Source organism: Novosphingobium ginsenosidimutans (assembly GCF_007954425.1).
GTDB lineage: Bacteria > Pseudomonadota > Alphaproteobacteria > Sphingomonadales > Sphingomonadaceae > Novosphingobium > Novosphingobium ginsenosidimutans.
Window position 1 is genome coordinate 2,500,188 of sequence record NZ_CP042345.1, and the last position, 18,806, is coordinate 2,518,993.

Below are 18,806 nucleotides of genomic sequence, written 5' to 3' on the forward strand. Positions count from 1 at the left end.
GGTCAAAAACTACCAAGGCAGGTCCTCGATGCTCGATTTTCCCCGCTGGAAGCAGCTTTGGCTGTGGTCCATTACTCTGTTGGCCTGCCTGGCGGCGCTGCCTTCGCTCCTGTCGGTCGGCGGGGTGAACCTGCCTGACAGCTTGCCGAGCCCCAAGATCAATCTGGGTCTCGACCTTGCGGGCGGCAGCCACATCCTGCTTGAGGCGAACCCCGAGCAGGTCAAGCGCCAGCGGCTTGAGACGATGGAAGAGGATGTCCGCGCACGGATGCGCCAGGCTGACCCGGCGATCCGCATCGGCGACATTTCGACCAAGGACGGCACGGTCAGCTTCATCGTGGCCGACCCGGGCCAGATCGATGCTGCGCGCGAACAGCTGCAAACGTTGACCAGTGGCGCCCAGCTGACGGGCCAGCGCGATTGGGACCTGCAGGTGCTCGATGGCAACCGGATCGTTCTGCGCCCAACCCAGGCGGGAATTGACCTGGCGATCAGCCAGGCAATGGATACCGCGACCGAAGTGGTGCGCAAGCGCATCGACGCGCTGGGCACGCGCGAGCCGACGATCATCCGTCAGGGTTCAAACCGCATCGTGGTGCAGGTGCCCGGGCTCAAGGATCCGGCCGCCTTGAAAAGCCTGCTGGGCCAGACTGCGAAGCTGGAGTTCAAGCTGGTCGACAGCCTGGCCCTGCCGAGCGACGTGGCCCAGGGTATTGCCCCACCGGGATCGGAAATCGTGCCTTTGGAAGCTGCTCCGGGCTCGAACCAGCCGGCTGGCGCCATTGCCGTCAAGCGCCTTGGCGGCATCAAGGGCGATCGCCTGACCAATGCCCAGCAGTCCTTTGACCAGCAAACCAACGAACCGGTCGTCACCATCACCTTCGATCAGCAGGGCGGGGCCAAATTTGCCAAGCTAACAACGGATAATGTTGGCAAGCCCTTTGCGATCATTCTTGACGGCAAGGTGCTGTCCTCGCCTGTGATCAACGAGCCGATTATCGGCGGGACGGCCCGGATATCGGGCAGCTTCACCATCGAAAGCGCCAACCAGCTGGCCATTGCGCTGCGCTCGGGCGCGCTGCCGGTCGACCTCAAGGTGGTAGAGGAGCGCTCGGTCGGTCCGGACCTGGGTGCGGACTCGATTGAGAAGGGCGCGATTGCATTCGGCGTTGGCACCCTGGCGCTGATGATCTTCATGCTGATCACCTATGGCCGCTTCGGGGTCTACACCAACCTCGCGCTGATCATAAACACGCTGATGATCCTGGGGATCATGGCAATCATGAACACCACGCTTACCCTCCCCGGTATCGCCGGCTTCGTGCTGACAATCGGTGCGGCAGTGGACGCCAACGTGCTGATCAACGAACGTATCCGTGAAGAGCGGGCGCGCGGGCGGCGCGTCGTTAACGCAGTGGAGATGGGCTATAAGGAAGCCAGCAGCGCCATTTTCGATGGCAATGCGACCAACCTGATTGCTGCCGTGCTGATGTTTGCATTCGGATCCGGCCCGGTTCGCGGCTTCGCGATCGTGCTGATGATCGGGATCGCCACTTCGGTCTTCACCGCCGTTACCCTGACCCGGATGTGGGTCGCCGGCTGGCTGCGCAGCGCGCGCCCGTCGGACCTGGTGCTCTGAGGGAGCCAACCGATGAAACTGCTCAAGCTAGTTCCCGACAACACCAACATCCGCTTCCTGCGCTGGCGCGTGCCGTTCTACGCGATCAGCCTTCTGCTGATCGCGGCCTCGTGGGGCATGATCCTGACCAAGGGGCTCAACCTGGGGGTCGACTTTGTCGGCGGCCAGATGATCCGTGTGACCTTCGTCAACACCCCTGCCGCGCCAGTCGCCGAACTGCGCGAGACGGTTGGCAAGCTGGGTTATGGCGAGCCGATCATCCAGCAATTCGGCAAGCCGAACGAAGTTTCGATCCGGATGCGACTGCCCGAAGGTTCAGCCCAGAACGCCGACCTGGCCGACCAGATGGCGCGCAAGATTACTGCCGCGATCAAGGCCGATCATACCGATGCGCGGATTGATGGCGTGGATTCGGTCTCGGGTAAGGTTTCGGGCGAGTTGTTCAAGACCGGGATGCAGGCACTGCTTGCAGCCATGGTCGCGATCTCGATCTACATCTGGGTCCGGTTCGAATGGCAATTCGGCGTCGGTGCGCTGTTCGCGCTGGTCCACGACGTGTCGCTGACGCTGGGCATGTTTGCGCTGACGCAGATGGAGTTTGACCTCAACATCGTTGCCGCGATCCTGACGCTGATCGGCTATTCGCTCAACGACACGATCGTGATCTACGACCGGATCCGCGAAAACATGAAGAAGTTCCGCAAGATGCCCATGCCGGAACTGCTCGACCTGTCGGTCAATGAAACGCTGAGCCGCACTATGGTGACGTCGTTGTCGGTGCTGATCACGCTAGTCGCGTTGCTGCTGCTCGGGCCGAACGTGATCTTCGGCTTTACCGCTGCGATCACGCTGGGGATCTTCGTCGGGACTTACAGCTCGGTTTACATGGCCGCGCCAATCCTGATCTGGCTGAAGGTCAATCCCAGCAGCTTCGTGCCGACCGAGACCGAAATCGAACGTCAGGAACGGCTGGCCCGCGAAGGCGCCTAAGCGCCGGCCAGGCGCCGCCAGTGCTCCACGAGCGCGGCGGCATTGGCCTGCCAGCTCATCCCTGCGACGGCTTCCTGGACCCGCTCGGGTGAGGAACGTTCGGCCAGCAGGGCACTGACGGCAGCGGCGATGGCCGAGCCGTCGCGTGGGACCAGTCGGCCCCAGTCGGGATCGGTGATCAATTCCTGTGCGCCGGGGATCGGCGTGGTCACGACCGGCGTGCCGCAAGCCAGCGCCTCGACCCAGGCATTGGCCAGGCCTTCGCTGCTTGAGGGCAGGACCAGGACATCGGCGGCGTTGAGCAGGACCGGCAATTCAGCGTGCGGCACTGCGCCCAGGAAACGGACCCGCTCGGCCACGCCCAGCTGCGCTGCGAGGCGGTGCAGCATCGCCTCATCGTCGCCCTTACCGGCGATCAGCAGGATTGCCCCAGGGAGTTTCGCCAACGCTTCGATTGCATAGCGTTGGCCCTTGCGCGGGATTAGGGCGCCGACGGTCGCCAGTACCGGCTTGTCACGCGGCAGGCCCAGCTGGTCGCGGCACAATCGGCGATCGTAAGGCCGGAACAGGTCGGCATCGAGACCGGTCCGGTGCAGCGTGATCTTCTCGCGCGGCATGCCCAGCGCCGTCATATCGTCAATCAGGCCGTTGGAAACGGCGAGGAGGCCGGTGGCTCGGCGGCCGGCCTTGCGCACCTGCGCCGCGGTGGCGCGCTGGCGCCCCCAATGCTGGATGTCCGCGCCGCGCGCCTTGATTGAGACGGGCAGGCCGAGCACGGCGGCGATCCGCACGGCGGCGTAGCCATCGGGGTGGAAGAACTGGGCATCGACCAGATTGAACTTCTGCTCGGCATGAAGTCGCCGAACGAGTGGCAGGACGGCGCGAACGATGGCGCCGGCATTGAACCGTGCGCCCACCATTGGCAGCAGGCTGAAGCGCGGGCGAAGTACGTTTACACCACTGCGGTGCTCACGTTCGGGCAGGTCGCGCAGCTGCCGATAGCGCGGGTGGAGCGAGAGCGGGAAGGGCGGCAGGCCGATGGGGTTGACCAAGGTCAGATCGACATCGCCGCGCTTGGCCACGGCCTGCATCTGTCGCTCAACAAACACGCCAAAATTGGGGGTATGTTCGTTTGGATAGAGCGTGCTGATCGACAGCACGCGCAAGGGCCGCGTCACAGCTTGCGAACCAGCATTTCCGCAACTGCGATCCAGGCCGGGCCATCGATCACCACCTGGCGCGTGCCCGGACCTGGTGGCAGGATGGCAATCCGCTTCTCGTCGCGATCGATCATCCGTCCAAAGGCAAACCGGCCCCCGGGACGGGGGGCGAGTACATCGCGGTTCAGCAGACGGGCAAAGTGTTCTGGCCCGTGTTGCCGCAGCCAGACCTGGTCCCCGGCGCGATAGTCTCCCGCGCCCTGCTCGATCGCCAGCGCCACAAGCGGCGCATCCCCGCCCAGCTCGGTCGGCAGTATCGCATCGCGCGGTGCTGGCAGGGCTTCGGCGCCGTTCTCGGTAAAGCGGGCGATGTAGCGGGGCTGCTCGCTTTCTGCTCCGCGCACCAGCAGTTCGGGTTCCACTTCCAGCGCGGCAGCGATCTTGTTCATCCAGGCGAGCGAAAGCTGCCGCATCCCGGTTTCGAGTCGGCCGATCGTCTGGGCCGTGGTTGGCGGCGAACAGCGCTCCGCCACGTCAGCCAAGGTCAGGCCCTTCTGCTTGCGGATGTCACGGATGCGGTTGATCACGGTGCACCTCAATTAACCAGATTGGTTTTTCTGCTTTCCTACACATCGCCATATTTGGCAAGCTGCGAATCGGTTGAATCACAGGAGGCGCGCATCAAACAGGTTCTGGTAGAACGCGAACTGGTTAGCACCGGCCCGCTGACAACGCCGCCACGCGCCGGCCACCGCCGTGTAACCGTGAACCTTGCGGAAAGCCCGCTGTCCTGGCTCCACGCGCGCGGACACTTGAACGATGCCCAGCTGGCGGCAGGCGAGTGCTTGCGGCGCGATTTCGAGCGCGCCCAGCTCGCACCCGGGGTAACGATGCGGTGGGATGTCGTGCGGATGGCTGGCAGTGGCAATGAGCGGGGGCTTAACCCGACCGAACGGCAGCTTGCCGCGCGGCAACGCTTTGATGGCGCGCTGTCAGCCGCGGGCAGGGACTTGTGCGATATTCTCTGGCGGGTGGTCTGCGCCGGGGAGTCCATCCCCACTGCGGAGCGCGCGCTGGCCTGGCCGGTGCGCAGCGGCAAACTGGTGTTGCGAATTGCGCTTGATCGGGTGGCCGGATTCTACCGGATCGGTTAGCCCTCGACCTGCTCGGCCAGCTCCAGCCAGCGCTCCTCCGCCGCTTCCTTTTCAGCTCGGGCCGCTTCGATTGCCTTGGTCAGCGTGGCGAATCTGGCGGGATCGCGGGTGTAGAGCGCCGGATCTGCCAGCAACGCTTCGTCGCGGGCGATCTGGGTCAGCAGTTCTTCGATCCGCTGGGGAAGCAATTCGTAATCGCGCTGGTCCTTGTAGGATAGCTTGGCCTTCTTTGGCGGCGGCGGCGGTGGGGCGGCGGACGCTGCATCGGCGGCATACCTTGCTACCTTGACTGGTACATTCCGCCTGGTCCGCTGCTTCTCCCAGTCGGCATAGCCACCTGCGACGATATCGACCTTGCCGCTGCCATCGAGCCCGAGCGTGATCGTGACGGTCCGATCCAGGAAGTCACGGTCATGGCTGACGATCAGGACGGTGCCGTCATAGTCCGCGATAACTTCCTGCAGCAGGTCGAGCGTTTCCAAGTCAAGATCGTTGGTCGGCTCATCGAGCACCAGCAGGTTTGAGAATCGGGCGAATTCGCGGGCCAGCAGCAGCCTTGAGCGTTCGCCGCCGGACAGCGTTCCCACCCGCGCATCGGTGAGGCCCGGATCGAATAGGAAGTCCTTAAGGTAGCCCTGGATGTGCTTGCGCACCCCGCGCACGTCGATCCAGTCGCCGCCCTCGGCCAGCACATCACGCACCCGCTTTTCGGGCGACATCAAGCTGCGTTGCTGGTCGATCAGCACGCCTTGCAGCGTCTTGGCGCGGGTTACCGTGCCGGTGTCGGGCTCAAGCTCGCCGGTCAGCAGCTTCAAGAGCGTGGTCTTGCCTGCACCGTTTGAGCCGACGATCCCGATCCGGTCACCACGCGTGATCCGCAAGGTGAAGTCCTTGATGATCGGACGGTCGCCAAAGCTCTTGCCAACCTTGTCGGCCACGATGACGGCCTTGGATTTGGCATCATCCACAGCCAGGCCCAGCTTCGCGGTGCCTTGCGGGGTGAGCATCGCGGCACGCTGGGCACGCATTTCCCAGAGCTTTTCCAACCGGCCCTGGTTGCGCTTGCGCCGCGCGGTGACGCCGCGTTCCAGCCAGTGCGCCTCGATCTTCAGTTTGGCATCGAGCTTTTCAGCCGCGCGGGCTTCTTCGGCATAGACCTGCTCCATCCAGGCCTCATAGCCGCCGAAGCCAATCTCCTTGCGGCGCAGCGAACCGCGATCGATCCAGATGGTTGCCTTGGTTAGCCGTTCCAGGAATGTACGGTCGTGGCTGATCACCACGAAGGCCCCGGTATAGCGGCTGAGCCAGCTTTCCAGCCAGTCGATCGCGGTGATATCGAGGTGGTTGGTCGGTTCATCCAACAGGAGCAAGTCTGGCTCGCTGGCCAGCGCCCGGGCAAGCGCTGCACGGCGGCGCTCCCCGCCGCTGGCACTATCCGACTTTCTGCTCATGTCGATGCCCAACTGGCCAGCGATGGCTTCCACCTCGTGACGGGGCGGGGCATCCTTGCCGTGCAAGGCAAAGTCCATCAGCGTGTCATAGCCGGTGAAGAACGGATCTTGCTCCAGCATCACGATCTTCGTGCCAGGCTGGATCGAGCGCTTGCCCTTGTCAGCCTCGACCTCGCCCGAGATCAGCTTGAGCAAAGTGGTCTTGCCGGCACCATTGCGGCCGATCAACGCCAGCCGGTCACGCGGGCCGATGTGCAGGTCAAGATCGCGAAAAAGCCAGCCGGAGCCCTGTTGCAGGCCCAGGGCTTCCCAGGAAAGGATCGGTGCGGCGGCCATAGCCCGGGCGCCCTAGCGGGAGAGGCAGAGCGTTGACAAGCACCGATGGGGTGCGGATGAGGGGACATGCGCACAGTCTGGCTCAACGGCGAGTTCCTGCCCGAAACGGAAGCAAAGGTCCCGATCTTCGATCGCGGGCTGCTCTTCGCTCAGGGAGTCTACGAAGTTACTCCGGTGATCGATGGGCATTTCTGTAACTGGCCCCATCATTCGGCGCGGCTGACGCGGTCGATGGCGCTGGCGCGGATCACGGACGATACAGATTGGCCGCCGATCCTTGATGAACTGATCCGGCGCAATGGACTGACCGAAGGCCGGATCTACCTGCAGGTGACCGGCGGCGCGCCGGCCGACCGCGACTTTCTCTCTCCAGTTGAGCCGGTTCCCGCCACCCGCTTCGCTTTCACCCAGGCCGCAGCGGTTGTCGACCAGCCAAAGGCCCAGGAGGGCATGCGCATCGTGCTGCATCCGGAAGGCCGCTGGGCGCTCCGTTCGGCCAAGACGACGCAATTGCTCTATGCCGTGCTGGCCAAGGAGGCGGCGCGCGAGGCGGGGGCGGACGACGCCTGGTTGGTTGACGATGGCATGGTGACCGAAGGGACCAGTGCCAACGCCCATATCATCGACAGCCGGGGCGTGCTGGTTTCGCACCCGGTCGACCATGGCGTGCTGCCGGGCATCTCTCGGCTCTCGGTCCTCCCGCTGGCGCGGGACATGGGCCTCACGGTCGAAGAGCGGGCCTTCTCGGTCGGAGAGCTGTTTGCCGCACGCGAGGCCTTCATCACCAGTGCGACCACGGTCGTCATGCCGGTGGTCGAAGTTGATGGACGCGCGATCGGCGATGGCCGACCCGGCCCACTGACGGGGGAATTGCGGCAGCGTTACATTGGGCGGTTGCGCGCATCATGAACCATTCACTGGCCGTTCAATCCCGGCAGGTTAGGCGCTGAGCCATGATCCGCACCGTTCTTGCCCTTGCCCTTGCGGCCAGCGTTCCCGCTCTGCCTGCCTTCGCGAGCCAAGGTGACGAAGCTGGCATGGCCCGCAAGGACCTTCGCGCCGGCAATGTCCGCCCGCTGCGCGAGATCGAGCGCCGGGTTCTGCCGATGATGGCGGGGGCGCAATACCTTGGCCCGGAGTACGATCCGGCGGCCTATACCTATCGCCTCAAGTTCATTCGCGACGGCCGCGTCATGTTCGTCGACGTAGACGCCCGCACCGGCGAAGTTTTGCGGCAGTCCCGTTAGCTTGACGGCATTGCCCGCGCCAAGCAGAACGGCATCACACTACTGGGGAAATTTGCGATGCGTATCCTGATCGTCGAGGACGAACCGACCCTTGGCAAGCAGCTCAAGTCCACGCTCGAAGCGACCGGCTATGCTGTCGATCTCTCGACCGATGGCGAAGACGGGCACTTTATGGGCTCGACCGAAGAATACGATGCTGTGATCCTAGACCTGGGCCTGCCAGAGATTGACGGTCTTACCGTCCTGGGCATGTGGCGCAAGGAAGGCCGCAAGTTTCCGGTCCTTGTGCTGACCGCGCGCGACAGCTGGTCGGACAAAGTTGCCGGGCTTGACGCGGGGGCTGACGATTACCTGGCCAAGCCGTTCCAGACCGAGGAACTGATCGCCCGGCTGCGCGCGCTGATCCGCCGTGCTTCGGGCAATACCAGCAGCGAACTGACCGCAGGCGACGTGCGGCTTGATACCCGCTCGGGTCGGGTCACGCTGAATGGCGAACCGGTCAAGCTGACGGCGCAGGAATACAAGCTCCTTTCCTATCTGCTGCATCACAAGGGTAAGGTCGTCAGCCGCACCGAGCTGATCGAGCACATCTATGACCAGGATTTCGATCGCGATTCGAACACGATCGAGGTCTTCGTCACCCGCATCCGCAAGAAGCTGGGGGCCGATGTGATCACCACGATCCGCGGCCTCGGTTACAGCCTTGACGATCCGGCCGAAGGCAGCCGCGGCTAGGCAACGATGACGGCGAGTGATCCCTCGGCGCGGAATGCCGCGCATACCGGGTCGCTATCACGCCGGATGATGCTGATTGCGGCGGGTTGGATCGTGGTCCTGCTCTCGCTCGGCGGCTTTGCGCTTGATCGCACACTAAACGGCCTCGTCAGCCGCAACTTCGACGAGCAGCTCGAATATGTAATGAACGCAATGATTGCCTCAGCCGAAATCGGGCCGGATGGCGAGGTGTTCTTCAATCGACCGCTTGGCGACCAGCGGTTCCTTGAGCCGAACAGCGGCCGCTACTGGCTGGTGACCGGGCAAGGGCACGAGAATTTCCCTTCGCGCTCGCTGTGGGACCGCAGCCTTGAACTGAAGCACGACCACTTCGACAAGGCGGCGCACATCTATGACAACTTCCAGTACCCGGATGAGCCGCTGCGGGTGATCGAACGATCGGTCATCCTGCCCGATAGCCAGACCCGCTGGAAATTTGCCGTCGCCGCGAGCCGCGAAGACCTTGATGAGCAGATCAGCCGGATCCGGTCGATCCTGGTCTGGAGCTTTCTGGTCCTTGGTCTTGGCCTGTTTCTGATGGCGGCGCTGCAATCCTGGTACGGCCTCGGCCCGCTTCGCCGCGTCCGCCTTGCCATCCAACACTTGCGGACGACCGGCCAGAACCGCCTGATCGAACCCCTGCCGCTCGAAGTCCAGCCGCTGGTTCAGGAATTGAACGCCCTGCTGGCCCATTCCGAAAAGCAGGCCGAGGAAGCGCGGACCCACGCCGGCAACCTGGCTCATGCGCTGAAAACGCCGCTGACCGTCGTGATGAATGCCGCGACGGCCAAGGCGCCTGACCTGTCCGATACGGTAATCCGTGAAGCTGCGGTGATGCGCCGACAGGTCGATCACCATCTTGCCCGCGCGCGCGCAGTGGGGCGGCGGGCTGTTGGCCTTAGCCGCGCGTCGGTCGCCGAGAGCGTTGAAGCCGTGCTGCGTGCGGTGACCCGGCTTTACGAGAAGACACGCTTCGATCTCGACGGCAATCGCGCCGCCGAAGTGGCGATCGAACGGCAGGACTTGGATGAGATTCTGGGCAACCTGATCGAGAATGCCGCCAAATATGGCGGCGGTTCGGTCTTCGTGACGATCGACCCCACGGCCGAGCCCGAATGGTGCGAGATCTGGGTCGAAGACGATGGCGTTGGCATACCTGAGGCCGAACGGACCCGCATCTTCGACCGCGGCGCACGGCTGGACACTGGCAAGCCAGGCACGGGCCTCGGCCTCGCCATCGTCCGCGACGTGGCTGAGATCTATGGCGGAAGCGTCACGCTTGAAGAAAGCGAGGATCTTGGCGGGCTGCTGGTCAAGCTAAGGCTGCCGCGGGCGAGCAGCCGCAGCGCCGCCTAATCGACCTGCAACGATCGCCTATCTGCGCTTATCGGTCTTGTTGCGCTTGATCAGTTCGGCTTCGCTAACCCCGAGCAAGGCTGCGAGGCGGGTGCGCTCCGTCTTGGTGAGGTCTTCGAGGGACTTGGGCTTCGGCAGGCTGGCTATCGCGCGTTCGACAGAGCCCATCACGGTGGGCATCTGTTTGGTCATCTCTGGTATCATGCCCATCATTCGGTTCACGACCTCGGGATCCATGAAGATCACCATCGATTCGGAGGCATAGAGCGACCCCGTTGGGGTGCTGAAGAACTGGCCCATTTCAGCCAACTGCTCGGGCGTGTAGCGGCGGGCGTAAGCAGCGGTCAGTCCTTCGCGAATGCCGGGTTCGAACTGGGTCATCAGCTTGGTGAGCTCGGGCATCATTGCCCGCATGCTGGCGGCCATCCGTTGGTCAAAGGCAGGATCGAGAATCGCCAGCATTTCCTTGAGCTTGCCATCGCCCATTTGCTTGAGCTGTTCTTCCGGAACGCCGCCGATCCCGGCAAGATCCTTCAGTGGCAGCTCGCCGACGCTGGCCATGGCGCCTTTCATGACGGTGTCCATCGTCCCGTTCATAATCCGCGCATAGGTGCCGGTCGGAAAGAGCTTGTCGACCACGGCTTGGGCTGCTGCCAAACGGGCCGGTTCGGCCGCCGGAGCTTCGACACCTGGCTGCGGCGCTGGCGCTTCCTGGGCCAGGACCGGGCTGGACAAGGTGACTGCGGCAATCAGCAGCAGGTGTTTCATGCAAAGGGTTCCCGTGGTGGCAATCCCCGGCTTATGCCATTGAAAAATTGACCTGTCTCGGCCGAAGTTGGCTACTTCGCTTCAGCTGCCTGCTCGTGATGGCGGATCACTTCCTGGATGATGAAGCGCAGGAACTTCTCTGAGAACTCCGGATCGAGGTTCGCCTCCACGGCAAGGCGCCGCAGCCGGGCGATCTGGCGTTCCTCGCGGCCGGGGTCGGAAGCCGGCAGGGCATGCTCGGCCTTGTAGGTGCCCACTGCCTTTGTAATCCGGAACCGTTCGGCCAGGATGTGGATCAAGGCGGCATCGATATTGTCGATGGAGGCACGATAGCCGGCGAGGACGGGATCGGGTTCGGACATATTCGATGCGCTAGCATGCACTTTTGCGAAAGGCTATTACTGCAATTGCACTTGCCGATGGGCGGGCACCCTCGCTAGGGCGCTGTTGATGAGCGCTGACATTATCCCGCTGCGCAAGCGCGCCACCGAGCCTTCACTGGCGCCGATCCTTGCCCTCACGGCCGACGGCATGAACGCCGTTAATGCCGTGATCCTTGACCGGATGCAGAGCCGCATCCCGTTGATCCCGACCCTGGCAGGACATCTTATCGCCGGCGGCGGCAAGCGGATGCGGCCGATGTTGACGCTGGCCGGTGCGGCGCTGTGCGATTACCACGGCACGCGGCACCATAAGCTCGCCGCTGCGGTGGAGTTCATTCACACCGCTACCCTGCTGCACGACGATGTGGTCGATGGCTCCGAACTGCGCCGCGGCAAGTCGACTGCCAATATCGTATTCGGCAACCCGGCTACCGTGCTGGTCGGCGACTTCCTGTTTACCCGCTCGTTCGAATTGATGGTTGAGGATGGCAGCCTAAAGGTGCTGAAGATCCTATCCAACGCAAGCTCGGTCATATCGGAGGGCGAGGTCGACCAATTGACCGCCCAGCGCCAGATTGAGACGAGCGAAGAACGCTATCTCTCGATCATCGGTTCGAAGACCGCTGCACTGTTTGCCGCCGCCACCCGCATCGCCGCCGTGGTGGCCGAGCGCAGCGAAGCGGACGAGCGCGCGCTGGAAGACTATGGCCGCAACCTCGGCATCGCCTTCCAGCTGGTCGACGATGCGATGGATTATGATTCCGACGCCGGCGAGATGGGCAAGGGCAAGGGCGATGATTTCCGCGAGGGCAAGATGACCCTGCCGGTGATTCTGGCTTACGCCCGTGGTTCAGATGAAGAGCGGCGCTTCTGGCAAGATGCGATCCAGGGCCATCGCAGTTCGGATGCCGACCTGGCCCATGCGATCTCGCTGATTGCGCGGCATGATACCGTCAGCGCCACGCGTGAACGTGCCCGCCATTTCGCCCAGCGCGCGATCGATGCTATTGCCGGTTTTCCGGCAGGCGCAGCCCATGCGGCGATGGTCGAAGCAGCCGAATTCGCTGTCGCACGGCGCTTCTAAGGGTTGCTTTCGCACCGACGAACCGTTCACCGTCGCAGCCTCACAACTGGCCGATTTCTGCGGCTTAGGTGCGACGAGCCGTGCTCCAAATTTAGGCCAATTTAACCATGCCAGCCCAAAGTGAGATTCGCTTTGGGGGCCGATGTTGTTTCACTCAACTGAGGTCATGGTCATGCTTGGATATACGAATTCGCGCCCGGTCCGGATTGTTGGTCCGAACCGAGAAATACTCACCCTGGAAACTCTGCCGCCGCCGCACACCACGCGCTGGGTCGCAAGCCGCAAGGCTCAGGTTGTTACAGCAGTCCAGTCGGGCTTGCTGCCGCTCGACGAAGCGCTGTCACGCTACAACCTGTCACTTGCCGAATACTATAGCTGGGAAGACGCGCTGGATCGCTCCGGTGTTGCTGGCCTGCGCGTTGCCGCAGTTCAGCTTGATCGCGCCGCGCGGCGGAGCCGGCAGCTGCTGAATTCCTGACCGGGCTCTCACTTGACGCTATGGCGGCTGGCCCGCCATGGCGTCAGGCGTGAGCACGCTGCCGATCCATGCTGTCCTGCCAGACCTGTTGGCTGCCCTGAGGAGGCGGGCATCAGCAGTGCTGATAGCGCCGCCGGGGGCGGGCAAGACGACAGCGGTCGCACCGGCCCTGCTTGGTGAAGATTGGTGTACCGGTGGTACTGTTATTATCCTCTCGCCGCGCCGGGTTGCTGCGCGTGCGGCAGCCGAGCGCATGGCGGAACTGCTCGGCGAACCGGTCGGCGAGACCATCGGCTACCTTACGCGCCTGGATAGCAAACGCTCAGCCAAGACCCGCGTGCTCGTGATGACCGAGGCGATCTTCGTCTCATCGCTGCTCAACGATCCGGAACTGGCGGGCGTTTCGGCCGTGCTGTTCGACGAGGCCCACGAACGGAACCTCGATAGCGACCTTGGCCTGGCCCTTGCGATCGAGAGCCAGAGCGTGCTGCGCGAGGACCTGCGGCTGGTGGTAATGTCAGCGACGCTCGACGGCGCTCGCTTCGCCCGCCTGCTTGGCGATGCGCCGGTGATCGAGAGCGAAGGCAAGGCCTGGCCTTTGGCAACCCGCTGGCTCGGCGCGCGTCCCGAAATGCGCTTGGACGAGGCCATGGCGAGCGCAATCCTGACCGCCTGGCGGGAGGAGCAGGGCGATATCCTGGCCTTCCTGCCTGGTGTCGGTGAGATTGAGCGGACCCGTGAGCGGCTGGTGCAGCGATTGGCCGATGTACCGATCCTGCCGCTTCACGGACAATGCGAACCCGCTGCCCAACGCGCAGCAATCAGGCGTGATCCGGAGGGGCGACGAAGGATCGTGCTGGCAACTGCCATTGCCGAAACATCCCTGACCCTCGATGGCGTTTCAGTCGTGGTCGATGCGGGCCTCTCGCGCCGTGCGGAATTTGACAAAGCGGCCGGGGTCACGCGGCTGGTCACGCACCGCGCTTCGCAAGCCGCTGCTGCCCAGCGGGCAGGACGTGCGGCACGGCAAGGGCCGGGGGTTGCCTATCGGCTGTGGGAAGAAGCGGCCCATGCAGGCCGCCCGGCCTTCGAGCCACCGGAGATCCTGACCAGCGATCTTGCTCCGCTGCTGCTGACTCTGGCGCAGTGGGGCGCAACCAATGTGCCTGAGATGGCCTGGCTCGATCCGCCGCCGGCCGCAGCTCTGGCCGCAGCGCAGACTGGCTTGCAGGCACTCGGTGCACTCGACGACGCGGGGGCTATCACACCGCACGGACGCAGCATGGCGAGCCTGCCGATGGCACCCGGGCTGGCTCACATGCTGCTCTATGCTGCGCAGCATGATGCAGCCGAAGATGCCGCGAAGCTGGCACTCTTGCTGCAAGAACGCGGCTTGGGTGGCCGCGGGGAGGACCTGGCACAGCGCCTGGACCGCTGGAATGGCGATCGCTCGCCCCGCGCTGAAGCATCACGGCAATTGGCACGGCGCTGGGCTGTTCGGGCCAGGGAATTGGTTCCGGATTGCTGCGACGATCAGCCGCCGCTGGCCATTCTGTTGGCAGAGGCTTTTCCGGACAATTTGGCCAAGCGCCGTGATGCTGCTGGCGAAGACTGGCTGACCGCCGGGGGCAGGGGACTGCGGATTGATCCAACCACTTCACTAGCTAGGGCGGAATGGCTTGCAGTCGGCGATGCCCAGGGTGAAGCCAAGGGTGCGCGGATCACTGGCGCGATTGCCCTGAGCGAAACCGAGGTCCAGCGTTGGCTTCTGCATCGCATCGAACGTCGTTCCGTGCTGCGCTGGGTATCGGACGAGCGCCGGGTCGAAGCATTGGTCGAGTCCCGCCTTGGCGCGATTGGCCTGGCCCGCGGATCCGATCCCTCGCCCGATCCTGCCGCGATCCGAGCCTTCCTGATCGAACGCATTCGAAAGGACGGGCTGGATGTGGTGCCCTTCGGCCAGTCGAGCCAGGCACTGCGCAAACGTGCGCGGTTTGCCGGGATCGAGGTGCTTTCCGACCAAGCACTGTTGGCCGATCTTGATGAGTGGCTTGGCCCGATGCTCTCCCGCCGGCTCGACGCGCTCGAGCACAGCAAGCTGCATGACGCCTTGCGGGCCCGGCTGGACTACTCGGCGCTGCAGACGCTCGACAAGCTGGTGCCAGCGCAGTTCACCTCGCCGGCCGGAACAAGCCATGCCATTGATTACGACGATCCCGGCGGACCTTCGGTCGAAGTTCGCGTCCAGGCGCTGTTCGGGATCGACCGGCACCCCACATTTGGGCAGCCGCCACTGCCGTTGCTGCTCAAGCTGACCGATCCAGGCGGCAAGCCATTACAGACCACGCGCGACCTGCCGGGCTTTTGGCGCGGATCGTGGAAGGACGTGCAGCGGGACATGAAGGGCCGCTATCCCAAGCACCGCTGGCCCGACGCCCCGTGGACCGAGGATCCCAGCCTCAAGACGAAAAACGCCTTCGAAGCGTCGCGCCGCTCTTGATTCCCGCAACGATTCGCCCGAAAGCACGGCCATGTCTGCACGCATTTACCAACGCCCCAAGAACGCCATGCAGTCGGGCAAGGCCCTGCTGGACCAGTGGATCCTCGATTTCGCCCCGGCTGAGGCACGCAAGCCTGATCCGCTGATGGGCTGGTCGGGTTCGGGCGATACGCAGACCCAGGTGCAGCTAAGGTTTGCGACCATGGCCGAAGCTCAGGCCTATGCCGCCAAACATGGCATTGCCGCGACGGTGCACGCCACCCCGCCGCGCCGCCTCAAGCTGCAGAGCTACGCCGACAATTTCCGCTGATCCTATTCATGCTGCATTCGGGCGGATTGCCTGATGTGCTGCGCGTGACAGGGGATTTGCCAGTATGAAGATCTTCATCGCCAGCGTCTGCGCGGCCGTCTTGCTCGCCACCGGCGCGCCTGCGGTAGCGCAAGCCGCACTGCCAACGATTTCCGCCGATCTGGTTGCGCGGGCCTGCCCCGTAATCGGCATGCCGGGGCTGCGGCTGGGGGCAACCCGGGCCGAGCAGCCGCCCGAACTCCTTCGCAGTCTGCGCAAGCTGCCGGACAGCTATCGACCTTTCACCGAAGCCGAACTGGAAGAAACCGCTTGGTCCGGCAAGGTTGCCGCGATCACGTTCCGTGCTGCCAGCCCTGATGGCGATGTGAATGATGCGCTGCTCGAAGGTTTCGATGAAACCATGATGCGCGCCGGGTGGGAGCCGATGGTACTTGGCGACACGATCATGCCGCTAAGTGTGCTGGGCGGCCGGACCCTGGAGCGCGAAGTTGACGGGCCGCAGGGCAAGCAGCGCCTTTTGCTCGAATTCGATGCCTCGGGCGCGCTGGCCTTGCGGTGCGGCGATCCCGGCCTGCTGGAACTGTCGCGGCGTGAGCAGGACGGAACGCTTGAACCTGGCTCACCGCGCCCAGTGCCGCCGCCCTATGACCCGGCCCTGCGCCTGCCAGAACCGGCTGCCTGCCAATCGACTGCCTTGCAGCGCCTGACCGTCGAAAAAGGCCAGCTTGATGAAGCATCGCCCGAGCTTGTGCCGTTCCTGGCCGCAACCATGCAGGAAGGCGATCGGGCTCAATATGGCAAACGGCTCAACACTTGGTTGGAATGGAAGCTGCTCGGTTCGGGCAAGCTCGATGACAACCGGCTGGTTGCACTGCGCGAAGCGGCGGCCAAGGCCAGCGTCGATAGTGAAATGCGCCAGATGATGCAGTTTCTTGCGATCGGTGGCGAGCTGGCTGCGGCGCGTGAAAACGGCGATGCTGCGAAAAGCTGCGAAGCGTTGCGCAAGCTGATGGTATTCGAGCAAGAGAAGAGCCGGCTGCAGGTTGCCTATTGGACTCGGGTCAACGCAGTGCTTGAAGCGGAAGCAAAGCGGCTCGGGATTGGTCTGGATTAGTAAGCGGGGCCGCCATCCGCCAGGGTCGCGCTGTTGGCGTCCGGCGGCCTCCGCAACAGTCGGCCCGAAGACCGACCGTTTTTCCACCCATCAGAGGGCTGCTCTCATTCGGGATAACCGATTCGCTCTCCGAAGACTTGCGTAAACGCGACAAGGCCGCCATATGGCCGCCCGGGAGTCGGTCGGACGCTTGCGTCCGCCAACCTGGTCAGGTCCGGAAGGAAGCAGCCACAACGGGTTGCGGCGGGTCGGCCGGCTCCTTTTCAACCTTCGACAATTCGAGCGCCAGCGCCTACCTATGACGCGATGGACGATTCACCCGACATTTTCGGCGACGAGCCTGAAGAAGAGGCCCTGAGTGCAGCCGATCTCGAGGCTGCCGGTCAGGAGTCGATGTTCGGCGCGCCAGAGCCGCGCCAGGCGCCGAAGCCAGCTGCTGCCGCTCCGGTGATTTCTGCGCAGCCCTATCGGGTGCTCGCCCGCAAGTATCGATCCCAGACCTTTGCCGAGCTGATCGGCCAGGATGCGATGGTCCAGACCCTGGCCAACGCGATCAAGCGTGACCGGCTTGCCCATGCCTTTCTGATGACGGGCATCCGCGGGGTGGGGAAGACCTCGACCGCGCGGCTGATTGCCAAGGCGCTCAATTGCGTTGGGCCGGATGGGCAGGGCGGCCCGACCATCGATCCTTGCGGGCAATGCGAGCCGTGCCTGGCGATCGCCGAGGGCCGCCACATCGACGTGATCGAGATGGACGCCGCCAGCCACACCGGCGTGGATGACGTGCGCGAGATCATCGAGGCGGTCCGCTATGCTGCCGTTTCCGCGCGCTACAAGATCTACATCATCGACGAAGTCCACATGCTCAGCCGCAACGCCTTCAACGCGCTGCTCAAGACGCTGGAAGAGCCGCCTCCGCATGTGAAGTTCCTGTTTGCAACAACCGAGGTCGACAAGCTGCCGGTTACAGTGCTTTCGCGCTGCCAACGGTTCGACCTGAAGCGGATCCCGTCTGAACTGCTCGCCGATCACTTCGCGATGATCTGCGGCAAGGAAGGGGTCGAGGCCGAGCCTGAAGCCTTGGCGATGATCGCTGCGGCTGCAGACGGTTCGGTCCGCGATGGCCTTTCGATCCTTGATCAAGCGATTGCGCATGCTGATCTGGGCGGCGATGGCAAGGTTAGTGCTGTCCAGGTTCAGGAAATGCTGGGCCTGGCTGACAAGACGGCGCAGCGCCGACTGTTTGCGGCGCTGGTAGGTGGCGATGCTACTGGCTTGCTGGACCTGATCGACCAGCAGTTCGCCCTTGGCGTCGACCCCCCTGCGCTGCTGCGCGGTGCACTTGAGTTAACCCACCGCGTGACGCTGGCGCAGCTTGGCCGCGACGAATCTTCCTTCTCCGTAGATGAACGCAATGCAGTGAGCGAATGGGCCCAACGCTTGTCGGCCGGCCAGTTGCACCGTTTGTGGCAGCTGCTGTTGAAGGGCCATGACGAGGTCAAGACTGCGCCGGACCCGCTGGTCGCCGCGCGGATGGCGCTGCTGCGCGTGCTGCATGCTTCGGACCTGCCCGATCCGGGCACTTTGGCAAAGCAGCTGGAAAGCGCGCTGGCCAATGCCCCAAGAGCTGAAAGCGGCGCCGCACCCGCGCTGGAAGCAGCTCCGGTTGCAAGCCTGGGTTGGGAGCAGTTGATCGAAACAGTCGATCGTTCTGGCCAGCTTCGTGTCGCGCAAGTGATGCGCGATTGGGTGCGCGTCATAACCCTGACACCCGGCGAGCTGACCTATGCCGTCGCCGCAGGCTATCCAGGCGATGTTGGCCCCGAGCTGCGCGATGCGCTGCTCCGCGCTACGGGTGAGCGCTGGACCGTTCAGCGCGGCGAGGGCGAGGGAGCGCCGACCTTGCGTGAGCAGGCCGAAGCGAAAAAGGCCGCCGAAGATGCGGCGCTGAGGAGCCACCCGCTGGTCGAGGCTGCGTTCGCGGTCTTCCCGCAGGCTGAGATTATCGAAGACACGCCCGACGCCCGCGTCGCGAGCTTGGGCAACAAGTGGAGAAACTGAC

General features: G+C 63.9%; 18 protein-coding genes and 1 other RNA gene. 14 read left to right on the top strand and 5 right to left on the bottom strand.

Translation table 11 applies throughout. From position 1 onward, the window contains the following. The first annotated feature begins 28 nt into the window (after nt 1-28). Both secD and secF read left to right on the top strand, forming a co-directional pair. A complete protein-coding gene (secD, locus tag FRF71_RS12320; RefSeq protein ID WP_147090931.1) occupies nt 29-1,639 on the top strand; it encodes a protein translocase subunit SecD in 1,611 nt (536 codons plus the stop codon). A gap of 12 nt (nt 1,640-1,651) precedes the next feature. Next, nucleotides 1,652-2,629 (top strand): protein translocase subunit SecF, encoded by a 978-nt coding sequence (gene secF / locus FRF71_RS12325; protein WP_147090932.1) that lies wholly within the window; start codon nt 1,652-1,654, stop codon nt 2,627-2,629. Here secF and FRF71_RS12330 read toward each other — a convergent pair. Together FRF71_RS12330 and FRF71_RS12335 are read right to left on the bottom strand one after the other, a co-directional pair. After that, on the bottom strand, nt 2,626-3,789 hold the full coding sequence (locus FRF71_RS12330) for a glycosyltransferase (protein WP_337678487.1): 1,164 nt from the start codon (nt 3,787-3,789) through the stop codon (nt 2,626-2,628). The two genes, secF and FRF71_RS12330, sit on opposite strands and share 4 nt — an antisense overlap. A gap of 14 nt (nt 3,790-3,803) precedes the next feature. Next, nucleotides 3,804-4,376 (bottom strand): helix-turn-helix domain-containing protein, encoded by a 573-nt coding sequence (locus tag FRF71_RS12335; protein WP_147090933.1) that lies wholly within the window; start codon nt 4,374-4,376, stop codon nt 3,804-3,806. A 93-nt stretch (nt 4,377-4,469) separates the two neighbouring features. Here FRF71_RS12335 and FRF71_RS12340 point away from each other — a divergent pair, with 93 nt between their 5' ends. After that, on the top strand, nt 4,470-4,943 hold the full coding sequence (locus FRF71_RS12340; RefSeq protein ID WP_147091650.1) for a DUF6456 domain-containing protein: 474 nt from the start codon (nt 4,470-4,472) through the stop codon (nt 4,941-4,943). Here the strand turns inward: FRF71_RS12340 and FRF71_RS12345 are convergent. Then, a complete protein-coding gene (locus FRF71_RS12345; RefSeq protein WP_147090934.1) occupies nt 4,940-6,730 on the bottom strand; it encodes an ABC-F family ATP-binding cassette domain-containing protein in 1,791 nt (596 codons plus the stop codon). The genes FRF71_RS12340 and FRF71_RS12345 overlap by 4 nt on opposite strands. Nucleotides 6,731-6,796: 66 nt before the next feature. On the opposite strand from FRF71_RS12345, the gene FRF71_RS12350 reads away from it, so the two are divergent. The 4 genes from FRF71_RS12350 to FRF71_RS12365 are packed head-to-tail and all read left to right on the top strand — an operon-like array spanning nt 6,797 to nt 10,107. Then, a complete protein-coding gene (locus tag FRF71_RS12350; RefSeq protein WP_147090935.1) occupies nt 6,797-7,639 on the top strand; it encodes an aminotransferase class IV in 843 nt (280 codons plus the stop codon). A 44-nt stretch (nt 7,640-7,683) separates the two neighbouring features. Beyond that, on the top strand, nt 7,684-7,977 hold the full coding sequence (locus FRF71_RS12355) for a PepSY domain-containing protein (RefSeq protein ID WP_147090936.1): 294 nt from the start codon (nt 7,684-7,686) through the stop codon (nt 7,975-7,977). Nucleotides 7,978-8,034: 57 nt separating this feature from the next. Further along, nucleotides 8,035-8,712: a response regulator transcription factor gene (locus FRF71_RS12360; RefSeq protein ID WP_147090937.1), complete on the top strand. Its 678-nt coding sequence runs from the start codon at nt 8,035-8,037 to the stop codon at nt 8,710-8,712. Nucleotides 8,713-8,718: 6 nt separating this feature from the next. Beyond that, complete coding sequence (locus FRF71_RS12365; protein ID WP_238339226.1) at nt 8,719-10,107, top strand: sensor histidine kinase; 1,389 nt, start codon at nt 8,719-8,721, stop codon at nt 10,105-10,107. Nucleotides 10,108-10,125: 18 nt separating this feature from the next. Here FRF71_RS12365 and FRF71_RS12370 read toward each other — a convergent pair whose 3' ends face one another. Continuing rightward, nucleotides 10,126-10,875: a DUF2059 domain-containing protein gene (locus FRF71_RS12370; protein ID WP_147090938.1), complete on the bottom strand. Its 750-nt coding sequence runs from the start codon at nt 10,873-10,875 to the stop codon at nt 10,126-10,128. A 71-nt stretch (nt 10,876-10,946) separates the two neighbouring features. Further along, nucleotides 10,947-11,237, bottom strand: a complete 291-nt coding sequence (locus FRF71_RS12375) for a chorismate mutase (RefSeq protein ID WP_147090939.1) — start codon at nt 11,235-11,237, stop codon at nt 10,947-10,949. A gap of 88 nt (nt 11,238-11,325) precedes the next feature. On the opposite strand from FRF71_RS12375, the gene FRF71_RS12380 reads away from it, so the two are divergent. From FRF71_RS12380 to FRF71_RS12410, 7 genes are all read left to right on the top strand, one after another. Further along, nucleotides 11,326-12,342, top strand: coding sequence for a polyprenyl synthetase family protein (locus FRF71_RS12380; RefSeq protein WP_147090940.1), 1,017 nt, complete (start codon nt 11,326-11,328; stop codon nt 12,340-12,342). A 172-nt stretch (nt 12,343-12,514) separates the two neighbouring features. After that, on the top strand, nt 12,515-12,820 hold the full coding sequence (sciP, locus tag FRF71_RS12385; RefSeq protein WP_272949942.1) for a CtrA inhibitor SciP: 306 nt from the start codon (nt 12,515-12,517) through the stop codon (nt 12,818-12,820). Nucleotides 12,821-12,869: 49 nt separating this feature from the next. Further along, complete coding sequence (gene hrpB, locus FRF71_RS12390) at nt 12,870-15,320, top strand: ATP-dependent helicase HrpB (RefSeq protein ID WP_147090941.1); 2,451 nt, start codon at nt 12,870-12,872, stop codon at nt 15,318-15,320. A 31-nt stretch (nt 15,321-15,351) separates the two neighbouring features. Next, nucleotides 15,352-15,630: an ETC complex I subunit gene (locus FRF71_RS12395; RefSeq protein WP_147090942.1), complete on the top strand. Its 279-nt coding sequence runs from the start codon at nt 15,352-15,354 to the stop codon at nt 15,628-15,630. A gap of 64 nt (nt 15,631-15,694) precedes the next feature. After that, on the top strand, nt 15,695-16,744 hold the full coding sequence (locus FRF71_RS12400; protein ID WP_147090943.1) for a hypothetical protein: 1,050 nt from the start codon (nt 15,695-15,697) through the stop codon (nt 16,742-16,744). A gap of 171 nt (nt 16,745-16,915) precedes the next feature. Beyond that, nucleotides 16,916-17,010, top strand: an RNA gene (ffs, locus tag FRF71_RS12405) — signal recognition particle sRNA small type. A gap of 40 nt (nt 17,011-17,050) precedes the next feature. Further along, nucleotides 17,051-18,805 (top strand): DNA polymerase III subunit gamma/tau, encoded by a 1,755-nt coding sequence (locus FRF71_RS12410; RefSeq protein ID WP_147090944.1) that lies wholly within the window; start codon nt 17,051-17,053, stop codon nt 18,803-18,805. The last annotated feature ends 1 nt before the right edge of the window (nt 18,806 follow it).

Excerpts from the sequence above, each read along its gene's own strand:
- FRF71_RS12375 (WP_147090939.1), bottom strand. The coding sequence starts at position 11,237 with ATGTCCGAACCCGATCCCGTCCTCGCCGGCTATCGTGCCTCCATCGAC.
- FRF71_RS12410 (WP_147090944.1), top strand. The coding sequence starts at position 17,051 with ATGGACGATTCACCCGACATTTTCGGCGACGAGCCTGAAGAAGAGGCC.
- FRF71_RS12345 (WP_147090934.1), bottom strand. The coding sequence starts at position 6,730 with ATGGCCGCCGCACCGATCCTTTCCTGGGAAGCCCTGGGCCTGCAACAG.
- FRF71_RS12380 (WP_147090940.1), top strand. The coding sequence starts at position 11,326 with ATGAGCGCTGACATTATCCCGCTGCGCAAGCGCGCCACCGAGCCTTCA.
- FRF71_RS12370 (WP_147090938.1), bottom strand. The coding sequence starts at position 10,875 with ATGAAACACCTGCTGCTGATTGCCGCAGTCACCTTGTCCAGCCCGGTC.
- FRF71_RS12395 (WP_147090942.1), top strand. The coding sequence starts at position 15,352 with ATGTCTGCACGCATTTACCAACGCCCCAAGAACGCCATGCAGTCGGGC.
- secD (WP_147090931.1), top strand. The coding sequence starts at position 29 with ATGCTCGATTTTCCCCGCTGGAAGCAGCTTTGGCTGTGGTCCATTACT.
- FRF71_RS12355 (WP_147090936.1), top strand. The coding sequence starts at position 7,684 with ATGATCCGCACCGTTCTTGCCCTTGCCCTTGCGGCCAGCGTTCCCGCT.
- sciP (WP_272949942.1), top strand. The coding sequence starts at position 12,515 with ATGCTTGGATATACGAATTCGCGCCCGGTCCGGATTGTTGGTCCGAAC.
- FRF71_RS12400 (WP_147090943.1), top strand. The coding sequence starts at position 15,695 with ATGAAGATCTTCATCGCCAGCGTCTGCGCGGCCGTCTTGCTCGCCACC.
- FRF71_RS12350 (WP_147090935.1), top strand. The coding sequence starts at position 6,797 with ATGCGCACAGTCTGGCTCAACGGCGAGTTCCTGCCCGAAACGGAAGCA.
- FRF71_RS12360 (WP_147090937.1), top strand. The coding sequence starts at position 8,035 with ATGCGTATCCTGATCGTCGAGGACGAACCGACCCTTGGCAAGCAGCTC.
- secF (WP_147090932.1), top strand. The coding sequence starts at position 1,652 with ATGAAACTGCTCAAGCTAGTTCCCGACAACACCAACATCCGCTTCCTG.
- FRF71_RS12365 (WP_238339226.1), top strand. The coding sequence starts at position 8,719 with ATGACGGCGAGTGATCCCTCGGCGCGGAATGCCGCGCATACCGGGTCG.